We start from the raw sequence: 21,623 nt of genomic DNA, 5'->3' as shown, positions 1-21,623 counted from the left end.
ATCACCACCACTGGCAGTGCCCAGCCGGTGGAGAACCTGGAGGACTATAGGATCATCCCGTCGATGTCCCGGAAAGCCACCAGTGGGGATAACGCGGCGATGGAAGGATTCTTCGGGGTGCTCAAACGTGAAGTGTTCTACTACCACGACATAAACCCGCGGGAACTGACCCGAAACCAGGTGATTGCGATGCTGGAGGAGTACATCACTTGGTACATTTACCACAGGCGGTTCAAACGCCTGGGATACCAAACCCTGGCCCACAGCCGGGGACTCGAATCACTACCAACCCACACCGCCGCGTAGGACTCCAACAAAAAGTCCGCACACCCAAGTGAAGCCCAAAAACACTCCGAGTCTCGACTTCCAAGTCTCGATCTCAAGGATCGCGGGGGGTAAGAGCATCCCTACATTCCACGGCAAAGCCAGGTTAGGGCTATAGGCTCTTATCTCTGCTCAATGCAGCGCCCGGTGACTAAGACCGGTGCCCCAACTGCCTGACAGAACGACATCACCAGTCGTCCACAACAGTTAGTAGAGAACGGTTGGTAGAGAGTTAAAGTGGAAAACAACCTCGGTTAAGGTTTGACGCCACTTCCTCTCGAATTCTCCACCAACCGTTCTCTACCAACCGGCCCCGATGCCCCTCACACGCTGAGATGGAACACCTGGAACGCTATCCTGGCCAGCTACTAACACAACATCGGCATAGAAAAAGGCACCATCAGATAGCCACAAAGCCCGGCCGGCGACACGCCGACCGGACACGCTTTTCTTTACTTAAACAAAGACGCCCGCCACCAAAACGGTGACGGGCGCCCAGAAGAGGCTTACTTGCCGAGCTTACGACGCTGAACGCGAGTACGGCGCAGCATCTTGCGGTGCTTCTTCTTGGACATGCGCTTGCGGCGCTTCTTAATAACGGAACCCATAGGGTTTACCTCGCTTGTGTAGAAGTTGTACGTACAAACCTGCCAACGTGCATTTCGGCTTGAAACAAATTGCCGACGACCGAGTGCACTTCGCCCGTCGCAGCATTCCCGAAAGAACGCTCACCAAACTGGCTCGTTGACACGAATGGGTTATATCCTACCGCGCGGTTTCCCATCTACAAAAAAGGGGTCCAATACAAGCCAAAACGCTCCCTACGAACACCTACCTATCGAAAGGAGGGCAGGTAGCAACATTCGTAGGGAGCGCTTACAGCCCCTTCGCCACTTAACCAGCGTTGTAGAAAGAGGAATCCAGGTACTCGTTAACAGCGCTCTGGTGCACGCGGAATGAACGGCCTACGCGCACGGCAGGCAGTTCACCGGAGTGAACCAAGCGGTAAACGGTCATCTTCGATACCCGCATGATGTCCGCTACTTCAGCGACTGTCAAGAAAGTGCCATTGTCTTCATTTGCCATAATCTTCTAACCCTTCACACACGTCGCGCGCTGCAGGCTTCCCCTCCCGCAGAACGGTCACGCACGTGCTTGTGCTAGTTTACCGTGAAGCATGTGACTATTGCGACATGAGTGCCAAAAATTCTCTTACGCGCCACAATGCAACTCGTGTTCTTTTATCATCAGCCCAGCTAGTGCACTGTTTATTAACACAGTCACAGCTGAAACATTTTTTCTAGTCACTTACCTCATCTGCCCCCACCACCTTGGTAGTGGACTTGGTGGTACCCAATTCTGCGGAGCGGTTGGCGCACTTTTCGGTTGCCCGGTACACCATTCCACGCAGCCCCGACTGCTCCAGCTCGCGAATTGCCTTAATGGTGGTACCCCCTGGGGAGCTCACGTTCGCCCGGAGTTCGCTTGGTTCAAGACCAGTTTCCTGCATCAGGGCGGTAGAACCGGCAGCCGCGCTGATCGCGAGGTTCTTCGCCAAATCACGCCGCAACCCCAGGTTGATGCCGGCGTCGATCATCGCTTCCACGAAAAGGAAAAAGTATGCAGGTGAAGACCCAGACATTGCTACGACAGCATCCATTTGGGATTCTTCCACCACAAACACGTCGCCAAGGGCTTCAAGCAGTTCCGTGATCTGAGCGAGTTGTTCGTCGCCGACGAAGCGCCCTGGGCTGATCGCCGAGGTACCACGGCGCACCAACATTGGGGTGTTCGGCATGACGCGGACGATGGGGGTGCCCGCAGAAACTACTTCCTCCAGAGATTTCACGGAAATCCCCGCAGCCATGGAAATCACGGTGGTGTCTTGTGAATTGTTGTCCAGGGTGTCCGACAGCGAGGACAACAGGGAAAGGGTGTCCTTTGGCTTGACGCACAAAAAGACCACATCCACGTCTTCAACGCTCTGCCCGACGTCGGTGTAGTCGATTACACCATAGGCGTCTACGAGCTCTTTTCCACGCTCTGGGCGCCGGTTAGCTACGTGGATGTCTTTCGGGCTGTAGCCACCCGCGACGAGGCCGGCAATAAGGGCCTCACCAATCTTTCCGCCACCAACAACAGCAATTTTTGTCATGCAACCACTGTAACGCCAATGGCGGGCGGGAGCGATTACAAGCCGACGATGAGCAATGGGCCGAAGGTCAGCGCCAGGCCGGTTACCGCAGCGAGCGTCATGGACAGCGTGTCGCGTTCAGTACGCAGCGCGTGCACCACACCGACCAGGCCGAGCGTCATCACACCAGCCAGCGCACCGACGAGGAGGGTGTTGACGTTCGCCCAGAGCTCGCGGAAGCCGAAGAAAATCGCGGCGCCGAGCGCGACGCCAACAATAGCCATTAGCACCACGCTGAGGATAGACACGCGCCCCTCATCCTCGTCCTCGACAGTGTCAACGACCCCGGATTCTTCGGTTGGCTCGGTCTCCCAATCCGTGGCGACTGGAGCCATCGTGGCGGTCTGCTCCACGGGAGGCTCCACAGGAAGCTCCGCCGGAGTCTCAATAGGGGCCTCAACCGGAGCCTCCTCGGCACGCGCCTCTGGGGCTGCCTCCTCAACCTTGTCAGCGGTCTGAGCCGGGAAGGAATCAGTGGTGAGTTTGATGGGGTCGTCCTCGTGGATTACGTGGACGACGGGTTCCGTCTCGGGCACTGGTTCCGGCTGCGGGGCGTCGGTAACCGGCGTGACCACCGGCGCCTTGGGGGCCGGGGCGGGCTTGGGGTCATCGATGGGCTCGCTGGTGTGCCGGGGCTGCTCTGGTTTGGCCGCAACTTTCGGCAGCGATCCCGTCAGTTCGGCTACGGACACACCGCCGTCTTCCAAACTGCGACGACGGCGACGCCTAGGCGTGCTGGAGCGCCCCTCGGCGGCCGCTCGCGCCATCAACTCGGCAACGGTGAGCTGTTTGTCAGACATATTCCTATTCCAAACCTTTATCGATACGGCGCAAGATGACGCCTTCGCGCAACGCCCATGGGCAAATCTGGATCTGTTCCAAACCTAGTGCACGCATGCTCGCTTCGGCGACCAACGCACCGGCAACGATCTGGTGGGACCGGTCTGAACTGATACCTTCCAGCTCTGCACGGTCCGCGGCCGTCATGCGGGAGATGAAGGCGATGAGCTGGCGCAAGCCTGGTGCGGTCAGGGTGCGGGTGACTCGGGGGCCAGCTGAGGAGGGGGCTGCGCCGGTGAGGCGAGCGAGCGTGCGGAAAGTTTTCGAGGTAGCAACGGCCAGATCGGCATTGCCGTAGGTTCGGATGATGCGGGCAGGCTCGGCGAGCTCAGCGTCGATGTAATCCCGCAGGATGTTGATCTTTTTGCGCTCTGGTGGATCGGTGTCGAACCAGTTGTGGGTCAGGCGCCCGGCGCCAAGGTCCAGGGAAAAGGCCACGTCTGGTTCTTCGTCGGTGCCGGATGACAGTTCGAGGGAACCGCCACCGATGTCCAGGTTGATGATGCGACCAGCGGACCAGCCGTACCAACGGCGGACAGCGAGGAAGGTCAGGCGTGCTTCGTCCTCACCGGAGAGCACTTCGAGGCGCACGCCGGTTTCCTTCTCCACCAGGTTCAATAGTTCTTCGCCGTTGGTGGCGGAGCGAACAGCCGAGGTGGCGAAAGGAATCATTTCACTACAGCCGAGAGTGTCGGCCAGCTCCACTGCTTCCGCTACTGCTTTGATGAGCTTGCGGACGCCCTTGTCGTCGATGTTGCCCTCGGAGTCGAGGTGCTCGACGAGCTTCATTGTCGTCTTCCAGTCCGACATCGGGGTGGGGTGACCGCCGGAGCGGGCATCCACCGCCACCAAATGAACTGTGTTACTTCCCACGTCTAATACACCTAATCGCACTCTTCCAGATTAGACGGTCTACCCTGTCAAAGTGTGAATCACCCAATTTTTCTTGGTTTCCCAAGCGACTCCCCCGCGGCCGCGTCGATTCGCCGCGGCGATGAGTTGCCACCCGATTTCGACCGAGAGTGGTACGAATTCACCAACCCTGAGGACCCACTCCACCAGTTCGTCATTGATTTGACCTGGCTGGAGTCCCATTGGAGTTGCAAATTTGGCACCGCAGCGTGCAAAGGCATTGACGCGACCAATCCGGCTGTAGGTTGCTGCGAGCACGGCGCCTTCCTCACCGACGACACCGACCGCGCCCAGCTTCTCGACGCCGTCCAGCGTATGCCCGACGCATTCTGGCAGCTCAAGCCCGACAATCTCGACACCGGCGACGTGGAGCCATGGCTGGAATGGGATGAATTGGACGACGAAGACGGCAACCCCGAGCCGGCGCTGAAAACAGTGACTGTAGACGGGGCCTGCATTTTTGCTAACCGCCCAGGCTGGCCGACGGGCCCGGGGTGTGCGCTCCATCAGTGGGCGGTCGCTACCGGCGAAGACCTCACCTTAGTCAAGCCCGAGGTGTGTTGGCAGTTGCCGTTACGACGGCTAGAAGCCTACGAGGATCGCCCCGACGGAGTAGAGATTCTCCGGACCACGATCACGGAATACAACCGGCGTGGCTGGGGCAACGGTGGCGAGGACTTTGATTGGTATTGCACGACCGCACCCGCCTGCCACACAGCCTCCGAACCGATGTGGCGAAGCTATCGCGCAGAACTGGTGGCCCTCATGGGCGAAGCGGCGTACGAGAAACTAGCGGAGCACTGTGAGCGACGGGCTCGGGCGTCGGTAAGTGCGGCGGCCCACCCCGCCACGGTTCAGGGCTCGAATTTGTAGCCTAGGCCTCGCACGGTGACCAGGTAGCGCGGGCGGGAGGGTTCCTCTTCAATCTTGCTCCGCAGACGTTTGACATGGACATCGAGGGTTTTGGTGTCTCCCACATAGTCGGCGCCCCAGACGCGGTCAATCAGTTGGCCACGGGTGAGGACGCGCCCGGCGTTACGGAGCAGGTATTCCAGCAGGTCAAATTCCTTCAGCGGCATCGGGACCTTTTCGCCGGCGACGGTGACGATGTGACGCTCGACATCCATGCGCACCCGGCCGCCTTCGAGGATCTGGTCGTCCTCATCCTCGATGAACTCGGCTTCTCCACCTCGGCGCAGCACGGCCCGAATACGGGCGATGAGCTCGCGGGATGAGTAGGGTTTTGTGACGTAGTCGTCGGCCCCCAGCTCCAGTCCGACGACTTTGTCGATCTCCGAGTCTCGCGCGGTGACCATGATGATCGGCACCGCGGAGGTGCTGCGAATTTGCTTACACACATCGGTGCCTGACATGCCCGGCAGCATCAGGTCGAGCAACACGATGTCGAAGTCGCCACGCTCAAACTCCACCATTGCTGTGGGGCCGTCCGGCGCCCACGTGGTACTGAATCCCTCCTTGCGCAGCAAAAAAGCAAGCGGGTCCGCCAAAGACTCTTCGTCCTCAACGATCAAAATGCTAGTCATCTTAAGCCTTTGTCCTTTCGCCACGCGGGAGCGTGCGATTGTGCTGAGCTGCGGGAATTTCGGCAGCTAGTTCAGAGGCGAGTTTCGCCCCAGATCCCGGTTCGATAATGGGAAGTTCAAGTGTGAACGTCGACCCGGTGCCGGGCCGCGACCACAATTTAATAGCGCCGCCATGGTTAGCGGCCACGTGCTTGACAATGGCCAGGCCAAGACCGGTCCCGCCGGTGCTGCGGGAACGCGCCTTATCCACCCGGAAGAACCGCTCGAACACGCGAGCCTGATCCTCCGTGCTAATGCCAATGCCACGGTCGGTCACACGAATGAGGATAGTGCCATCGCCAGTAACTTTCTGCGAAACGGTAACCGGAGTAGACCGTGGCGAGTAGTTGATGGCGTTGCTGATCAGGTTCGCGATCGCCGTCACCAGCAGGCTGTGGTCCCCGTTGACCCATTTTCCGGAAGGCCGGCCGGCAGCAATATGGATGCCGGCATTATCAGCCGCGAGTTGGGTGCGGGCAATGGCGTCGGTGACCACGTCGTCGACAAGCACTGGCTCCATGTCCGGCAACGCCTCGGCGCCCTGCAGTTTGGACAGCGAGATGAGCTCGTTTATCATGTCCGCCATGCGGTGGGCTTCCTTGTGCAGGCGGGTACCGAAGTACTCCACCGAGTCCTGGTCATCGCTGGATTCCAGCAGCGCCTCCGCCAACAACGCCATGCCTCCCACCGGTGTTTTCAGCTCGTGGGAGACGTTGGCAACGAAGTCGCGGCGGGCCGATTCCATGCGCACATTCTCAGATTCATCGGTGGAATAAATCACGTTGTACCGCAAGTCCACCAACGTGAGTGGCTGGATGTGTGCCTGCACTGCGGTGACACGGGACCCCTTGCGACGCTTCGGGGTTTTCAGGTCCAGCGTGCGCGTTTCCTGATCTTCGAATACTTCTTCCGTCACTGCCCACACCTGGGGATTCACGGTGCGTTCGTGCACGATACCCATGTCATGTGCTTTGCCATTGGACAAAATCACATCGCCCGTGCGATCCACCACCACGATCCCCGTCGGGGCGCCCTGCACCGCCAGGTGGAGCACTTGACTCACCGTTGTGACTTGGTTTGTGGAGAGGGTGGCCGCAATCTTGTGGCGCCGATAGCGCTTCTTCAGAAAATCGGCAGCCGGAAAAGCGAGCGCAGCTGTTGCTACGCCCGCTAAGAATCCGAACAGCACCGACATCTAGGGCTTACTTGCCACCCTGTGCTGCCACCGCAGCGGCACCAGCCGCAGCAGCTTCTGGGTCAAGGTAGGTGCCACCTGGGTTCAGGACCTTGCCGTTTTCGTCGATCTCGTACACCAGTGGGATACCGGTTGGGATGTTGAGTGCGGCGATGTCCTCGTCAGAGATGCCGTCGAGGTGCTTGACCAATGCGCGCAGGGAGTTGCCGTGCGCTGCAATCAGGACGTTTTCGCCCTTCACTGCGCGAGGCAGGATCTCTTCCTCAAAGTAAGGCACGAAGCGCTTCACGACGTCCAACAGGCATTCCGTGTTCGGCACCTTGTCCAGGTTCGCGTAACGAACGTCATTCACCTGGGAGTATTCCGAATCTTCCGCGAGCTCCGGTGGTGGGGTGTCGTAGGAACGACGCCACGCCATGAACTGCTCCTCGCCGTACTTTTCCTTGGTCTCAGCCTTGTTCAGGCCCTGCAGAGCGCCGTAGTGACGCTCATTCAGACGCCAGTCGCGAACAACTGGGATCCAGTGGCGGTCAGCCTCATTGAGCGCAATGTTTGCGGTGCGGATCGCGCGACGCAGCAAAGAGGTGTAAAGCACATCAGGGAGAATGCCCTTTTCCTTGAGCATTTGGCCACCGCGCTTTGCTTCAGCCTCGCCCTTTTCTGTCAGATTCACGTCCACCCAACCAGTGAACTGATTGGAAGCATTCCACTCAGACTGGCCGTGACGCAGCAAAATCAGCTTTCCAGTAGTCATAGGTTCTATTTTGCCAGTGTTTGGGTGAATCTGCCGAGGATCTCTACCCCCTTGACGGATGGGATACTAAAAACCTATTGAATTATTAACCTTTCCAATCATTGACATGTAATTAACTGAGGCTTACACTATTTATATCTCGGCAAGGGAAAGGAGAAAGATATGTCTGCAGCACATGACAAAGCAACCGAAGGGTTGCTACCAAGCAGCACCGAGCCAACCACCCGCCTAAGCGGCTGCCCCGTCGCCTCCGAAAACATCTCCATCACCTCCGGAGCGCAGGGCGCGAACGTGCTCGATGATTTCCAGCTCATCGAAAAGCTGGCCCACTTCGATCGCGAGCGCATCCCAGAGCGTGTCGTACACGCCAAGGGCTCCGGAGCCTTCGGAGAACTCCACATCACCGAAGACGTGTCACAGTACACCCGCGCTGCACTCTTCCAACCAGGAACCGTCACCCCAATGCTGGCCCGCTTCTCTACCGTGGCTGGCGAGCAAGGCTCCCCTGATCACTGGCGTGACGTGCGCGGTTTCGCATTGAAGTTCTACACCACCGAAGGTAACTACGACATCGTCGGCAACAACACCCCAGTGTTCTTCATCCGCGACGGCATCAAGTTCCCTGATTTCATTCACTCCCAGAAGCGTCACCCCGGCACCGGCCTGCGCTCCGCTGAAATGCAATGGGACTTCTGGACCCGCACCCCAGAATCCGCCCACCAGGTCACCTACCTCATGGGCGACCGTGGCCGTCCCCGCGACTTCCGCCACATGGACGGCTTCGGCTCCCACACCTACCAGTGGCAAAACGCTGACGGCGACGTGTTCTGGGTGAAGTACCACTTCAAGACCCAGCAGGGCTGGGACTACATCACCGACGACGAGGCCGACACCCTCACCGATACTGACCACGCCCGCGCTGACCTTTACGACGCCATCGACCGCGGTGATTACCCCCGCTGGGATGTCAAAGTGCAAATCATGCCGGTAGCAGAAGCCGAAGGCTACCGCTGGAACCCATTCGACCTCACCAAGACCTGGTCACAGAAGGACTACCCGCTGATCCCCGTCGGATACTTCGAGCTCAACGTCAATCCGCGTAACTTCTTCGCCCAGATCGAACAAGCCGCCTTCTCTCCGTCGAACTTGGTCCCAGGCATCGGGTTCTCCCCGGACCGGATGCTCCAGGCCCGCGGTTTCTCCTACCCGGACACTCAGCGTTACCGCCTCGGCGCCAACTTCGAGCAGATCCCCGTCAACCGGCCGACCTGCCCAGTGCATTCTTACGCCCAAGACGGGGCTAGCACCCACTTCTTCAACGATTCTGACCAGCCGGTGTACTCACCCAACGGCAGCCCCCGCCCAGCGGGCTACCTGGACGATGGGGTGACCTCCAGCTCGGGAGCTAGCTACGGGCCGGCAACCGACCTCTACGTCAACCCGTCACCACACGGCGAGGATTTGGTGCGCGCAGCATATGTCCAACACCCGGAGGATGACGACTTCATCCAACCCGGCATCCTCGTCCGCGAAGTCCTTGACGACGCCGCTCGGGAACGCCTGGCCGGCAACATCAACGCAGCGATGGAAGGCGTATCCGAGGAACTGGCGCAGCGCGTCTTTACCTATTGGACCAACGTCGATCCAGATCTCGGAGCCCGCGTCCGCGAACTCTGGGAGAGTTAACTCCCCTCAGCCTGGCGGTCATAACAGCTGGTCATCGTTTCCGTAAGCACCTCGTTATACACGCCCGCCAGGCGCTCCGCGGTGGTCGCCCAGGAGAATTGTGTGGCATGATCCACGGCTTCTTGGGCCATGCGAATGCGGCCTTCGTCGTCGTCAAGCATGCTCTCCAACGCGTCAGCCCACTCGCCCGGGTCGTGCCCGTCCACGAACACGCCCGTCACCCCCTCCGCAATCGCGAAGGGCAAGCCACCGACGCGTGCGGCAACCACCGGGGTACCTGTGGCCTGCGCCTCCATGGCCACCAGCCCGAAAGTTTCGTTATAGCTCGGCATCGCCACCACATCAGCCGCGCGATACAGGCTCACCAACTCCTCCGGTGGCCGAGGCGGCAAGAACCGGATATAGCGCCGCAAGCCCAGCGAATTCACCAGATCAACATACGTGTTTGCCTGCGCCACCGCACCCGACGCTCCACCACAAATCAGCACTTGGAAATTAAGATCAGGGTTCCGGCGCACCATCTCCGCTACCGCCTGAATCAGCACATCCGGCCCTTTAAAAATCTGGAGGCGACCCACAAACGCAATGACCTTAGTGTGGATTGGAATGCCGAGGTAACGACGCGAACGCTCCGTAGCGCGATCATTCCCGGGATTGAACAGCTCGATATTCACGCCCGGCGCGACTACGGCGACCTTTTCATCGTCGGTGTCATAGTGTCGCTCGAAATCCTTGGCTTCCTCCATCGTATTGACAACCAATAGATCTGCGTTGTCGGCAATCTGCTGTTCACAAATGCGACGCGCCTCAGATTCCGGCTGGTCAAACTCCGAACGGTGCGCATTCTTCACCGCAGCAAGCGTGTGAGAGGTATGGACAAGAGGCACCTGCCACACATCACGAAGCAGCCAACCCACCTGACCAGATAACCAATAGTGGGAATGCACCAGGTCATAGGTGCGGTGATGGCAACGGGCGAACACCAAGATTCCACCAGCGAACGCCGCCAGCTGAGTCGGTAGTTCTTCCTTTTCCAGCCCTTCATAAGGCCCGGCAACAATATTGATCACCCGCAGATGATCCGCAACCGTCACAATCTCCCCCTGACTAGGGCGAGTTGCGCGCGTGTAAATGTCCACGTCAATACCCTGCTTAGCCAACTCCCGGGCAGTGTTCAGCACGTAGACATTCAGCCCACCAGCATCACCTGAACCAGGCTGCTGTAGTGGCGAGGTATGCATAGAGATCATCGCGATGCGCATGTGGCATATTCTAGGTCACCGTCATCGAGTGAGTGAGGGCAGCACGGACCCGCACTAACCAGCCCTGACAAAAGGCGACGCAGGAAAGTCCTATACTTGGGGGCACATAAAACCCAATGAAAGGTCGTTTTGGCATGTCTGCATTTGAAGCGAAGAGCTGGCTCCAGCACTTTCCCGAGTGGGTGCCTCACCAGCTGGATTACGGCACCACCACCATCCTCGACAGCTACGATGCCAATCTGGCCCGGAATGCGGATAAGACTGCAACGAACTTCTTCGGCCGCACCCAAACCTATGCTGAGCTCGACCGGCAGGTGCGCCGGGCGGCGGCTGGCCTCAAGGCTTTTGGGGTGCGTCCCGGAGATCGGGTGGCGCTCCTGCTGCCGAACTGCCCTCAACACCTCATCGCGTTTTATGCGGTGGTGAAGTTGGGCGCCACGGTGGTTGAGCACAACCCGCTGTACACGGCCCATGAGCTGGAGCACCCATTCCAAGATCACGGCGCGCGTATCGCTATTGCCTGGGATAAAGCCGCGGGCATGCTGGAGAAACTGCGCGCCACCACACCGCTGGAGACCATCATTGCGGTGGACATGACGGAAGCGATGCCGTCGTTGCAGCGCGCGGCATTGCGCTTGCCGATTCCGCAGATGCGCAAGGCACGCGCAAGTATCACCGCCGAGGCCCCAAACACGGTGCCATGGGAGGTGCTGGTGGGTTCCGCAATTGGTGGTGACGGCCGGGACCTGGAGTCCCCGGATGATGTGACCACGGATACCGTCGCGTTGATCCTTTACACTTCTGGGACCACGGGGGCGCCGAAGGGGGCGCAGCTCACCCACGGCAACCTCATGGCAAATGTCATTCAGGGCAAGGCGTGGGTGCCGAACCTGGGCGAGCAAAAGGAAGTGTTCCTGGCTGCGTTGCCGTTCTTCCACGCGTACGGCATGACGATGATGGTGCTCGAAGGTGTGTACGTGGGCGCTGAGTTCCTCTTGTTGCCGGCCCCCGATATGAAGCTGATCATGAAGGCGATTAAGAAGTACCGCCCGACGTGGATCCCGGGCGTTCCGGCGCTGTACGAAAAGATCGTGGAGGCTGCCACCGAGTCTGGCGTGGATATTTCTTGTGTCCGCGCGTCCTTCTCTGGGGCGTCCTCTCTCCCGGTCAAGACGGTGGATAAGTGGGAGGCGCTCACCGGCGGCCGACTCGTGGAAGGCTACGGCCTGACCGAGTGTTCCCCGATCGTGACGGGCAATCCGATGGACGGCAACCGTCGCCCTGGGTACGTGGGTGTGCCGTTCCCCGATACGTTGGTGCGCATTGCTAATCCGGAGAACCTGGACGAGACGCAGCCGGACGGGGTGGAAGGCGAACTCCTGGTCAAGGGACCGCAGGTGTTCAAGGGCTATCTCAACCAGCCGGAGGCCACCGCCGATTCCTTCCATGACGGTTGGTACCGCACCGGTGACATCGGCGTGATGGAGGAGGACGGCTTCGTGCGGTTGGTGGCGCGGCTCAAGGAAGTGATCATCACGGGCGGCTTCAATGTTTACCCTGGTGAGGTGGAGGAAGTGCTGATGGCTCACCCGGATATCGCGGGCTGCGCCGTGGTGGGCATGCCTCGTTCTGATGGTTCGGAGAATGTCGTCGCCGCGATTACCCTCGCTGAGGGGGCGGCGATGGATCCGGACGGATTGAAGGATTACTGCCGTCAGATGCTCACCCGTTATAAGGTGCCCCGCACGTTCTACCACTTCGAGGAACTTCCTGCGGATCAGTTGGGCAAGGTGCGGCGTCGAGAAGTGCAGGCACAGCTCATCGAACGTTACGCTCAGCACTAACGCACTTTACGACGGCAGGTAGCAGTTATACTTTCCCCATACTAACAACTGGAAAGGTAACTGCATGTCAGCTTTTGATACTCGGGCCTGGTTCGATCTGTACGCCGAATGGACGCCACGCACGGTGGACTACGGCGACACCACGCTACTGGACTCCTACCAGGCTTCCGTGAAGGAGCATGCGGATCGCGTCGCAATCAATTTTTTTGGCAAAACCCAAACCTACGCGGAGTTGGATCGCCAGGTCCGTCGGGCCGCAGCCGGCCTGAAGGCCTTCGGTGTGCGACCTGGGGATCGCGTCGCCATCCTGCTTCCGAACTGTCCGCAACATGTTGCCGCGTTCTACGCGGTGTTGCTGCTCGGCGCCACTGTGGTGGAGCACAACCCGCTGTACACCGCGCATGAACTCGAGCACCCTTTCCACGATCATGGCGCGCGCATCGCTATCGCTTGGGACAAGGCAGCTCCCACGTTGGAGAAGCTTCGTGGCACGACGTCGCTGGAAACCATCGTTTCGGTCAACATGATCGAGGCAATGCCGACCCCGCAGCGTCTCGCGCTGCAGCTTCCAATCCCTGCGCTTCGCAAAACCCGCGACAAGCTTTCCGGCGAGGCACCTAACACGGTGCCATGGGAACTGCTCATCGGCAATGCAATTGGAGGTAATGGCGCGAACCTGACTGCGCCGGAGTGCGTCACCACTGACTCCATCGCGCTGATTCTCTACACCTCCGGCACCACCGGAACCCCGAAAGGCGCGCAGCTGTCGCACGGCAACCTTTCCGCCAACCTGGAACAGGCCATCGCGTGGGTTCCTGGCCTTGGCGATTCCCACGAAAAGTTCCTCTCCGCCCTGCCGATGTTCCACGCCTACGGGCTCACCACGGGTGTGTTGCTCGCTGTTCGATGTGGCTCCGAGATGAATCTGCTGCCCGCACCGGACCTGAAACTGATCATGAAGATCATGCGGAAGAACACGCCATCGTTCCTGCCTGGCGTGCCGACGCTGTATGAAAAGATCGCCGAGGCTGCGGAAAGCTCCGGCCTGGATATCACCGGTGTTCGTAACTCCTTCTCCGGCGCATCGACGCTACCGGTCGCAATCGTGGAGCGCTGGGAGAACCTCACCGGCGGCCGCCTGGTGGAGGGCTACGGGCTCACCGAATGCTCCCCCATCCTCGTGGGCAATCCAATGGACGGCGGTCGGCGCCCCGGATACATCGGGTTGCCGTTCCCAGACACCCTCATCCGTATCGCGAACCCGGACAACCTGGATGAAACCCAGCCCGACGGTGTCGCCGGCGAGGTGCTAGCCAAGGGGCCACAGGTGTTCCAGGGCTACCTCAACCAGCCGGAAGCGACCGCCGAGTCCTTCCATGACGGCTGGTACCGCACTGGCGATGTCGGAATCATGGAACCTGACGGCTTCATCAAACTGGTCGCCCGGATCAAGGAAGTCATCATCACCGGCGGTTTCAACGTCTACCCGGTGGAAGTGGAAGATGTTCTTCTCACTCACCCTGATGTGGCTGGATGCGCCGTCGTCGGTATGCCACGCGGAGACGGATCCGAGAATGTCGTGGCCGCGATCACGCTGGCTGAAGGCGCAGTCATGGACCCTGACGGGCTGAAAGCCCACTGCCGTGAGCTACTCACCCGCTACAAGGTGCCGCGCACGTTCTACCACTTCGAGCATCTGCCACAGGACCAGATGGGGAAGATTCGGCGTCGTGAAGTGCGCGACCAGCTTATCGAGCGCTACGGTGCGTCCTAACCAGGTCTGCGAACCGCGTGATGTAATCGCGCACGAATTCCTCGGTGGAGGCCACGGCAAAGGTGCCGTCCTCCCCGATGAGCTCGGGCGATTTGCCTAGGAAGACCTCCGGTTGGCCCACCGTCGGCATATCAAAATACGACAGTGCCAGCCGGAGATTTTTCTGGGAGCTATACCCGCCCATGCGACCCACGGAGTGACTAATCACGCCACAAGGGCGGTTCTTCCACGCCACGTCGTGATTCGGCTTGGAGCCAATGTCGATGGCATTCTTCAGACATGCCGGAATCGTGCGGTTGTTCTCCGAGGTGACAAACAAGATGCCGTCCGAGGCCTTGATGGTTTCCCGGAACTGCGTGTACTCCTCCGGGAGCGTCGGCTCCGGAACCTGCGGGTCATCGTAGTCAAAGTTGTACAGCGGCAGCTGCCCGATTTCCACGATGTTTGCGGTGAAATCCTCCGGGAACATAGCCACAGCATTCTTCGCAATCTTGCGCGCGTACGACTGCGCGCGGAGGCTTCCTACCAGGACGCTTACGGTGTAGGTCATGTGTTTTCTCCTATGAGTAGAGGTTGAAACTAGAAATCCCAGTCTGAGTCATCCGTCATCTCGGCCTGGCCGATGACGTAGGACGATCCGGACCCGGAAAAGAAATCATGGTTTTCGTCTGCCCCAGGGGCGAGCGCCACCAACACCTCCGGTCGGACCTCGGTTTCTTCCGCAGCGAAACGATCCCCGAAGCCTAGGTTCATGAGGGCTTTGTTCGCGTTGTAGCGGACGAAGACGGCGACGTCCTCGTAGAGACCGAGAGGCTCGTACAGCTCGCGGGAATACTCCAGCTCGAGGTTGTACAGCTGTTCCAGCAGATCGAAGGTGAACTCTTCGAGTTCCTGGCGCCGGTGCTCCCCGTGGTGCTCCAAACCGCGCTGGAACTTGTAGCCGGAGTAGTAGCCGTGCACAGCTTTATCACGCAGGATCAGCCGGATCATGTCCGCGGTGTTCATCAGTTTTCCGTGCGCAGCGAAGTGCAGGGGGAGATAAAACCCGGCGTACAGCAGCAGCGAAGAAAGCAGCGTGGTGGCCACTTTCCGCTTGAGGGAGTCCTCACCGTAGTAGTACTGCATGACCAAGCGCACCCGCTGCTGCAGCAGGTCATTGTCCACCGCCCAGCGGTAGGCTGCGTCGATCTCCGGAGTACTGGTGAGGGTGGAAAACACCGAGGAGTAGGATCGCGCGTGCACCGACTGCATGAATGCGATGTTGGTGTACACCGCTTGCTCGTGGTCAGTGAGCCCGTCCTGGATCTGGGAGATTTCTCCCACTGTGGCTTGGACGGTATCGAGCATGGTCAGCCCCGTGAACACCCGGATGGTTTGTTGTTGTTCGATGGGACTCAGGCTCTGCCAGTCTTTCACGTCATTGGACAGCGGAACTTTCTCCGGCAGCCAAAAGTTGGCAGTGAGTCGGTTCCAGACCTCCAGGTCTTTCTCATCGTCCATCCGGTTCCAGTTAATGGGACGGAGCGGAACCGTGGGATCCTTGCGAAACCCCGGGGGTGATTGCGACATATCGCGCACAGATTTTTCCTTTCCTAACGAGGGTGTTCTTGCCAGTACTTGTCCAGCCCTTGGGTCACGCGTTCTACGTCATCCCTGGTGCCGAGGAGCTCGAAACGGTACATCTCTGGGACACCACATTTGCTGGCGATGATGGGGCCAGCAATGCAGTAGTCCTCACCGAAGTTGGTGTTTCCGGAGGTGATCACGCCTCGCAGCAGACTGCGGTTGGTGGGATTGTTTAAAAATGCGATGACTTGTTTTGGTACCGCGTGGCGCCGGTTTCCACCGCCGTAGGTGGGCACTACCAGCACGTATGGCCGTGACACTTCGATCATCGGCTCGGTTTTCACATTCAGAGGAATGCGGGCAGCGGTTCGGTTGAGCCGCTCAACAAAGCGATGGGTGTTCTCCGAAACGCTGGAGAAATACACAATCTCTGGGGATTGCTCGGGCGCGAATGTGCGCACTGGTGGTGCCTCCTCATTTCAGCTTGCTAGCGTTCACACAACGATAGTGTTACGGTACTGCGTAGACTTAACTACGGCAAGGCGTAGTTTGTAAAATCGCAGAGGAGTTTTCGTGACCCAACCTCAAGGAGCCTGGCTAGAATCCATCACCTTGTTCCAACAGCTCAGAGACGGCGACTTCGTAGGCGCCCACCGTCTCCTCACCTCAGCATCAGACCCCACCGCCACGCTGCACGGAATCGCTCGCATGTTCCACGTGTTTCTCCAGTCAGAACCGCCAACCAAGCTCGACCACTTTATGGACACCGCCCGAACCATGGCCCCTCCGCCCCCGCTGCACGTACCCCAGCAACACATCCCGGCTGCGCGACCGGAGTTACGGATTGTGCCGTCGTTAAGCACGCTGCTTCACACCCACTGCGCCCTTATCGCAGGAACAACCCGCGCCGGAACCCCCTTTGTCCTACACGACCCCTACCTCGAAGCCACCACAGACTCCACTCTGACCTTCAGCGCCACCTCACCCCTGGCACGCCAACTCCCTTCCTGCGGCACCGTGGAAGTGGTGTTTCGCGACAACGCGCACACCACCGACTTCCGCTTCACCGGCCGGCTCACCGGCTACACCATCGAGCTAATCGACGCGCACCCACACCCCACGGGCGACCCCCAGCGCTAACTGCACGTTCCGATCCCCCACCGTCACCGCAACCGAACCACTAAACGGCCCGGATTCCGACACCGTCAGCGCAGCCCCCACCACAATTCCCTGCTCCGAAAAATAGCGCAGCAGCGCCGGGTCCGCGTCACTGATTCGCTCCACGGTGACCACGCTCCCAGCAGGCACCTCCGACAGCGCCACCGCCTCCAAACGGTCAACCGAACCATCCCTGCTTGGGATCGGATCACCATGCGGATCCCGATCCGGGAACCCCAGCTTCTCCTCAATCCGGTCAACCAAAAAATCGGACACCGCGTGCTCCAGCACCTCAGCTTCCGCGTGTACCTGATCCCACTCAAAATCCAGCGCACTGACCAGGAACGCCTCAATGAGTCGGTGGCGTCGCACCATCTGAATGGCGAGCTGGCGGCCCGTTTCCGTCAGCGTCACCGCACCATAGCGGGTATCATTCACCAGCTTGAGTTCCTGCAGCTTACGCACCGCATCAGAAGCAGTGGACAGCTTCACCCCCACCTGCTGCGCCAGCGCCGTCTTGGTCACCGGCTCCGCCGACCACTCCTGCAGCCCCCACAGCGCCTTGACGTAATTCTGGTGACTCGCGGATAGCTCCTCCAAGGAAGTGACGGGTTGTGTGTTGTTATTCGTCAATCCGAATCCCCACCCACACCGGCTCCGGTTCCAGCAGCACACCGAACTTCTTATCCACCCCGGCGCGGATCACTCGCGCAAGCGACACGATATCCGCTGCCGTAGCGCCACCCCGGTTGGTCAGCGCGAGCGTGTGCTTGGTGGACAGTGTCGCAGGAGCGTCACCGCCGGGGAATCCCTTGGGGAACCCGGCGCGTTCAATCAGCCACGCTGCCGACAGCTTCGATTGGTCAGAATCGGCAATCGGGTAGCACGGCATGGTGTCGTCGCCCGTCACGTTCCGAACGTAGTCAGCCACGCGATTATCGACGGCCGGGTTAGTGAAAAACGAACCTGCTGACCAGGTGTCATGATCCGCAGAATCCAACACCATTCCCTTACCGGCGCGTAGCTCAAGCACGGCCTCACGTACCTCGCCTGCTGGACGACGTTCTCCCGCACCGTTTGCCCCCAAACGACGGGCCAGTTCACCAAACCGCAATGGTGCCGACATCCCGGAAGGGTCAAGCTGCAGCTCGATGTCCAGTACCACAGCGCGGGAGGTAAATTTCAGGTTGGAGTAGCGGTATCCCAGCTCCAGTGCCTCCGCGGGTACCCACGTCACCTCGCGTTTCACCCGATCCAGCAGCCGGACCCGAGTGAGCACGCTGGAAATTTCTGCACCGTACGCCCCCACATTTTGCACGGGGACAGCACCCGCCGACCCTGGGATGCCAGAGAGACATTCAATCCCGCCGAGCCCAGCCCCGACAGCGAGGGAGACCACGTCGTCCCACTGCGCACCAGCCTCCGCATGTACCAGCCCACTCTCCGGGTCCACGGAAACGGAGTCAAAGTCCAAGACCACCGCCACAATGTCGAGGTCGCCATCGGCCACCACGAGGTTGGAGCCACCACCGACGATAAGGAGCGGGACTTTGTGGAAATCGAGCAACGTCACCACGGAAGCCGCCGCGGCCGGAGAATAGCAGCGCATAGTGAGCAGTGGCTCGCCCCCCACGCGCAGGGTGGTGAGATCACGTAGCGCCGTTTCCTCCAGCTCAAGGTCGGGAATTCGATCAATCTGTGGACGAATATCGGCGAGTTTTTGGGTCAGCAGTAGGTCATGCACACCAATAACGGTAGTCTGTATTCATGGCTAAGCGTAGTGAGAACACCGCAACTATTAATTTTCCACCAGCAAAGGTGCTTGAGGCATACTCGAGCGCTGAGTACTGGGCATACAACGTAGCTAACTTCTCCACCGAACCAGGAGAGGTGCACCAGTTCACCCAGACTGATGACAGCGTCGAAGTTGTCCTCTACGAGATCCTCCCACAGGAGCTGATGCCAGAGGCAGCACGAGCAATGATTTCCCAGGCGCTGAAGGTCAAGCGCGTGGTCAAGCTGGGTTCCACCGGCGGATCCTACACCGCCGATGTCAAGGGCACCCCAGTGGACTTCAAGGGCGACATCACCATCTCCGGCGAGGAGACCACCACCCTGACCTACGCCAACGAAGTCACCGTGGACATCCCATTCATGGGCCCTGCGATTGAGCCTAAGGTCGCTGAAGCCCTCGTTGATTTCTTCGCTAACGAGGCTGCCCTGACCGAAAAGTGGATCTCCGAGAACCTCTAAACTTCTCGTACCTCATGGCCGACCACGCTCACAACCTGCGGTTTTCCGCGAGCAAAGGTCGGCCTATCGGCGTTATTACCCGGGGCACCACCAATATCAACCGGCTCAGGCGCTGTGATCGCTGGATGCGCTACCACCCGGATATCCACGCGGCACTCGATGTAGCGCACCCGCTGGCCCTTGATGTTGGCTACGGTGCCTCCCACACCACCACGGTGGAATGGGCCGGTTGGCTACGCCGGATCCGCCCGGACATCCACGTGACGGGACTAGAGATCAACCCCGAACGAGTGTTGCCTCCCCGTGATGGTGTCACCTTCGAACTGGGCGGCTTTGAGCTTGCCGGCTACCAGCCCAACTTGGTCCGCGCCTTTAATGTGCTGCGCCAATACGATGTCGCCCAAGTGGATGAAGCATGGTCCGAGGTCTGCTCCCGGCTCGCACCCGGCGGATTGTTTGTGGAGGGCACCTGCGATGAACTGGGCCGACGCTCCTGCTGGGTGTTACTGGACTCCAGTGGCCCCCGGTCGCTCACGTTAGCGTGGGACCCGATGGACGTCGATAAGCCCAGCGACCTCGCGGAGCGCCTTCCCAAAAAGCTCATCCACCGCAACATCCCCGGCACCGCCATCTATGACCTGCTACGCGCCCTCGACGACGCCTGGGACCGCGCCGCCGGCTACGCCACCTTCGGCCCCCGGGTGCGCTGGCGCGAGGCGCGCGCCCTGCTTGACGACGCCATCCCCCACACCCCCATCCGGCGTCGCATACGTGACAATACGATCACAGTGCCGTGGGACTTTGTGGCGAACTAGCGTCCCGTTTGCCACACTGGTTGATTGTGACCAAAAAAATCTGGAAAGCATTCATCACCATCGCGCTCGTCCTCGCGCTGCTCCTGATCGCCGCCGAGTTCGGCTTGCGCTGGGCAATTAGCGACCAAATGAAGAAGGAGTTCGCCTCCTCCACTGGGCAGGCTCAAGAAGAGCCATCCATCAAGTTCGGCCCCACCCCGGTACTGTTGTCGCAGCTGACCGGTGTCATTCCTTCGGTGGAGATGCGTACCCCGGCAACGTACACCATCGCTGACGGCCCCAACGGCGCACCGAGCATCGTCGGGGATCCCGCCTCGCATGTGATGATTTCCGATCTGAACATCTCCGACCGCAACAACCCGATCGCTGGGCATCTTGAGGCGGAGACCGAACTGCCGGAGGATTTCCTGCTCGCCCAAGCGCAGGCGGGCGTGGCGAATCAGAAGGCTGCTAGTGGCAACGATCTCACATCGCAGCTGATTAATGGCCTGGTGAAGATCACCAAGTTCGATGCTGTCGCAGCCGAGAACGCCGTGAAAGTGGAATTCTCTAACGGGGCAGCCACCCTGACGCTCAGGCCGATCGCCACCAACGGTGGCCTCATTTTTGAAGCCGAACAAGCTAACCTGCTGGGATTGGACCTTCCCTCGTCAATCACCGAAACGATCTCTAAGGCGCTAGCGAAGCAAGCAGACCAAGCCGCTTCTGACCTTTCAGTAGACGAGGTAGTAGTGGAGGAATATGGCGTTCGGTTGCGGTTCTCGGGCGACGATGTCCCGCTCAGCAGCCTTGAGGAACAACAGCGAGCCCACACTCGCTAGGCCAGGATGTCTCGCGGGCGGGATACTCCCAGCCTGCTCGCGCCTGCCGCGATCAATTCCCGTGACATCTCCACGGTGCGAATCCCTCCCGACGCTTTAATCGGGATGCGTACCGTTTGAGCGAGCAGACGCACTGCCTCCACCGTTGCCCCGCCCGCGGGGTGGAAACCGGTGGAGGTTTTTACGTAGTCAGCGCCTGCCTTTTCCGCGATCTGCGCTGCCATAACGATCTTCTCTTCCGGAAACGCCGCCGTCTCGAGGATGACTTTCAGGGTGACATGATCAGTGATCGCCTCACGCACCGCCACGATCTCCGAGAGCAGCTGGTTCATATCGCCGCTACTGATCGCCCCGAGATTCGGCACCAAATCAATATGGGTAGCGCCGTTTTGCACCGCGAACCGCGCCTCCGTCGCTTTGATCAGCGGGTGGTGTGTGCCGTGCGGGAAACCGCACACCGTCGCAACTGTCAGCTCCGACTCGGCGACGGCGTGCAGCAGGTGTGGCGGCACACAGATGGTGGGCACCCCCAGGGCGTGGGCGTCTTCCGCCAGCTTTGCGACGTCCCGGGTCGTCGCAAGCGGATCCAACAGCGTGTACTCAAGCAAAGGGGCCAGATCGTGACTCATGTCTTCACTATAT

The 21,623-nt window shown here is 59.7% G+C and carries 24 protein-coding genes; 9 read left to right on the top strand and 15 right to left on the bottom strand.

All coding sequences use genetic code 11. The annotated features are described in order from the left end of the window. Nucleotides 1-306 (top strand): IS3 family transposase (locus ACZ6ZO_RS08820; RefSeq protein ID WP_465291954.1); only part of this gene is annotated, 306 nt, incomplete at its 5' end. A gap of 524 nt (nucleotides 307-830) precedes the next feature. Here the strand turns inward: ACZ6ZO_RS08820 and ACZ6ZO_RS08815 are convergent. The 5 genes from ACZ6ZO_RS08815 to ACZ6ZO_RS08795 form a co-directional block, all read right to left on the bottom strand. After that, on the bottom strand, nucleotides 831-932 hold the full coding sequence (locus tag ACZ6ZO_RS08815; RefSeq protein WP_003855542.1) for a 30S ribosomal protein bS22: 102 nt from the start codon (nucleotides 930-932) through the stop codon (nucleotides 831-833). A gap of 286 nt (nucleotides 933-1,218) precedes the next feature. Beyond that, nucleotides 1,219-1,410: a helix-turn-helix domain-containing protein gene (locus tag ACZ6ZO_RS08810; RefSeq protein ID WP_182387045.1), complete on the bottom strand. Its 192-nt coding sequence runs from the start codon at nucleotides 1,408-1,410 to the stop codon at nucleotides 1,219-1,221. Between the two features lie 214 nt (nucleotides 1,411-1,624). Beyond that, the gene (gene proC, locus ACZ6ZO_RS08805) at nucleotides 1,625-2,479 is read right to left on the bottom strand and encodes a pyrroline-5-carboxylate reductase (protein ID WP_182387046.1); all 855 of its coding nucleotides are present in this window, start codon (nucleotides 2,477-2,479) and stop codon (nucleotides 1,625-1,627) included. A gap of 35 nt (nucleotides 2,480-2,514) precedes the next feature. After that, nucleotides 2,515-3,318 (bottom strand): hypothetical protein, encoded by an 804-nt coding sequence (locus ACZ6ZO_RS08800; RefSeq protein ID WP_465291951.1) that lies wholly within the window; start codon nucleotides 3,316-3,318, stop codon nucleotides 2,515-2,517. Nucleotides 3,319-3,322: 4 nt separating this feature from the next. Beyond that, the gene (locus ACZ6ZO_RS08795; protein WP_208768617.1) at nucleotides 3,323-4,252 is read right to left on the bottom strand and encodes a Ppx/GppA family phosphatase; all 930 of its coding nucleotides are present in this window, start codon (nucleotides 4,250-4,252) and stop codon (nucleotides 3,323-3,325) included. A gap of 33 nt (nucleotides 4,253-4,285) precedes the next feature. Here ACZ6ZO_RS08795 and ACZ6ZO_RS08790 point away from each other — a divergent pair, with 33 nt between their 5' ends. After that, nucleotides 4,286-5,143, top strand: a complete 858-nt coding sequence (locus ACZ6ZO_RS08790) for a DUF3109 family protein (RefSeq protein ID WP_182387049.1) — start codon at nucleotides 4,286-4,288, stop codon at nucleotides 5,141-5,143. Here ACZ6ZO_RS08790 and ACZ6ZO_RS08785 read toward each other — a convergent pair. Genes ACZ6ZO_RS08785 through ACZ6ZO_RS08775 form a run of 3 tightly spaced genes read right to left on the bottom strand, consistent with a single transcriptional unit; the run spans nucleotide 5,125 to nucleotide 7,802 of the window. After that, nucleotides 5,125-5,814 (bottom strand): response regulator transcription factor, encoded by a 690-nt coding sequence (locus ACZ6ZO_RS08785; RefSeq protein ID WP_182387050.1) that lies wholly within the window; start codon nucleotides 5,812-5,814, stop codon nucleotides 5,125-5,127. The two genes, ACZ6ZO_RS08790 and ACZ6ZO_RS08785, sit on opposite strands and share 19 nt — an antisense overlap. A gap of 1 nt (nucleotide 5,815) precedes the next feature. Beyond that, the gene (locus ACZ6ZO_RS08780; protein ID WP_208768615.1) at nucleotides 5,816-7,048 is read right to left on the bottom strand and encodes a sensor histidine kinase; all 1,233 of its coding nucleotides are present in this window, start codon (nucleotides 7,046-7,048) and stop codon (nucleotides 5,816-5,818) included. A 7-nt stretch (nucleotides 7,049-7,055) separates the two neighbouring features. After that, the gene (locus ACZ6ZO_RS08775; protein ID WP_182387052.1) at nucleotides 7,056-7,802 is read right to left on the bottom strand and encodes a phosphoglyceromutase; all 747 of its coding nucleotides are present in this window, start codon (nucleotides 7,800-7,802) and stop codon (nucleotides 7,056-7,058) included. A 162-nt stretch (nucleotides 7,803-7,964) separates the two neighbouring features. Between ACZ6ZO_RS08775 and ACZ6ZO_RS08770 the strand changes: the two genes are divergently transcribed. Further along, on the top strand, nucleotides 7,965-9,488 hold the full coding sequence (locus tag ACZ6ZO_RS08770; protein ID WP_182387053.1) for a catalase: 1,524 nt from the start codon (nucleotides 7,965-7,967) through the stop codon (nucleotides 9,486-9,488). On the opposite strand, the gene mshA is transcribed toward ACZ6ZO_RS08770, so the two are convergent. Beyond that, nucleotides 9,485-10,750 (bottom strand): D-inositol-3-phosphate glycosyltransferase, encoded by a 1,266-nt coding sequence (mshA, locus tag ACZ6ZO_RS08765; RefSeq protein WP_182387054.1) that lies wholly within the window; start codon nucleotides 10,748-10,750, stop codon nucleotides 9,485-9,487. The genes ACZ6ZO_RS08770 and mshA overlap by 4 nt on opposite strands. Before the next feature lie 134 nt (nucleotides 10,751-10,884). Here mshA and ACZ6ZO_RS08760 point away from each other — a divergent pair, with 134 nt between their 5' ends. Beyond that, nucleotides 10,885-12,594, top strand: a complete 1,710-nt coding sequence (locus ACZ6ZO_RS08760; protein ID WP_182387055.1) for a long-chain-fatty-acid--CoA ligase — start codon at nucleotides 10,885-10,887, stop codon at nucleotides 12,592-12,594. Nucleotides 12,595-12,658: 64 nt separating this feature from the next. Continuing rightward, nucleotides 12,659-14,368 carry a long-chain-fatty-acid--CoA ligase gene (locus ACZ6ZO_RS08755; RefSeq protein ID WP_182387056.1) on the top strand — a complete coding sequence of 570 codons (1,710 nt, stop codon included), beginning with the start codon at nucleotides 12,659-12,661 and terminating at the stop codon, nucleotides 14,366-14,368. Here ACZ6ZO_RS08755 and ACZ6ZO_RS08750 read toward each other — a convergent pair. From ACZ6ZO_RS08750 to nrdI, 3 genes are read right to left on the bottom strand one after another with little or no spacing between them, the layout of a single operon-like run. Next, the gene (locus ACZ6ZO_RS08750; RefSeq protein ID WP_182387057.1) at nucleotides 14,343-14,918 is read right to left on the bottom strand and encodes an NADPH-dependent FMN reductase; all 576 of its coding nucleotides are present in this window, start codon (nucleotides 14,916-14,918) and stop codon (nucleotides 14,343-14,345) included. The genes ACZ6ZO_RS08755 and ACZ6ZO_RS08750 overlap by 26 nt on opposite strands. Nucleotides 14,919-14,947: 29 nt before the next feature. Continuing rightward, nucleotides 14,948-15,946 (bottom strand): class 1b ribonucleoside-diphosphate reductase subunit beta, encoded by a 999-nt coding sequence (gene nrdF, locus ACZ6ZO_RS08745; RefSeq protein ID WP_407926281.1) that lies wholly within the window; start codon nucleotides 15,944-15,946, stop codon nucleotides 14,948-14,950. Between the two features lie 14 nt (nucleotides 15,947-15,960). Further along, the gene (gene nrdI, locus ACZ6ZO_RS08740; RefSeq protein WP_182387058.1) at nucleotides 15,961-16,395 is read right to left on the bottom strand and encodes a class Ib ribonucleoside-diphosphate reductase assembly flavoprotein NrdI; all 435 of its coding nucleotides are present in this window, start codon (nucleotides 16,393-16,395) and stop codon (nucleotides 15,961-15,963) included. Nucleotides 16,396-16,507: 112 nt separating this feature from the next. Here nrdI and ACZ6ZO_RS08735 point away from each other — a divergent pair, with 112 nt between their 5' ends. Then, entirely contained in the window at nucleotides 16,508-17,074 is a 567-nt protein-coding gene (locus tag ACZ6ZO_RS08735) for a hypothetical protein (RefSeq protein WP_182387059.1), read from the top strand. On the opposite strand, the gene ACZ6ZO_RS08730 is transcribed toward ACZ6ZO_RS08735, so the two are convergent. Beyond that, entirely contained in the window at nucleotides 17,030-17,725 is a 696-nt protein-coding gene (locus tag ACZ6ZO_RS08730) for a metal-dependent transcriptional regulator (protein WP_182387060.1), read from the bottom strand. The genes ACZ6ZO_RS08735 and ACZ6ZO_RS08730 overlap by 45 nt on opposite strands. Continuing rightward, on the bottom strand, nucleotides 17,715-18,824 hold the full coding sequence (locus tag ACZ6ZO_RS08725; protein WP_407926303.1) for a UDP-N-acetylmuramate dehydrogenase: 1,110 nt from the start codon (nucleotides 18,822-18,824) through the stop codon (nucleotides 17,715-17,717). Before ACZ6ZO_RS08725 ends, ACZ6ZO_RS08730 begins: the two co-directional genes overlap by 11 nt. Before the next feature lie 35 nt (nucleotides 18,825-18,859). Here ACZ6ZO_RS08725 and ACZ6ZO_RS08720 point away from each other — a divergent pair, with 35 nt between their 5' ends. The 3 genes from ACZ6ZO_RS08720 to ACZ6ZO_RS08710 are packed head-to-tail and all read left to right on the top strand — an operon-like array spanning nucleotide 18,860 to nucleotide 20,981. Continuing rightward, on the top strand, nucleotides 18,860-19,345 hold the full coding sequence (locus ACZ6ZO_RS08720) for a DUF2505 domain-containing protein (RefSeq protein WP_182387062.1): 486 nt from the start codon (nucleotides 18,860-18,862) through the stop codon (nucleotides 19,343-19,345). 14 nt (nucleotides 19,346-19,359) lie between these two features. After that, the gene (locus tag ACZ6ZO_RS08715) at nucleotides 19,360-20,160 is read left to right on the top strand and encodes a methyltransferase domain-containing protein (RefSeq protein ID WP_182387063.1); all 801 of its coding nucleotides are present in this window, start codon (nucleotides 19,360-19,362) and stop codon (nucleotides 20,158-20,160) included. 26 nt (nucleotides 20,161-20,186) lie between these two features. Next, the gene (locus ACZ6ZO_RS08710) at nucleotides 20,187-20,981 is read left to right on the top strand and encodes an LmeA family phospholipid-binding protein (RefSeq protein WP_182387064.1); all 795 of its coding nucleotides are present in this window, start codon (nucleotides 20,187-20,189) and stop codon (nucleotides 20,979-20,981) included. Here the strand turns inward: ACZ6ZO_RS08710 and deoC are convergent. Beyond that, nucleotides 20,978-21,610, bottom strand: coding sequence for a deoxyribose-phosphate aldolase (deoC, locus tag ACZ6ZO_RS08705; protein ID WP_182387065.1), 633 nt, complete (start codon nucleotides 21,608-21,610; stop codon nucleotides 20,978-20,980). The genes ACZ6ZO_RS08710 and deoC overlap by 4 nt on opposite strands. Between the last annotated feature and the right edge of the window lie 13 nt (nucleotides 21,611-21,623).

This window comes from Corynebacterium sp. NPDC104732, assembly GCF_055583565.1.
The sequence above is the reverse complement of the archived record's forward strand: the minus strand, read 5'-3'. Positions and strand labels throughout refer to the sequence as shown.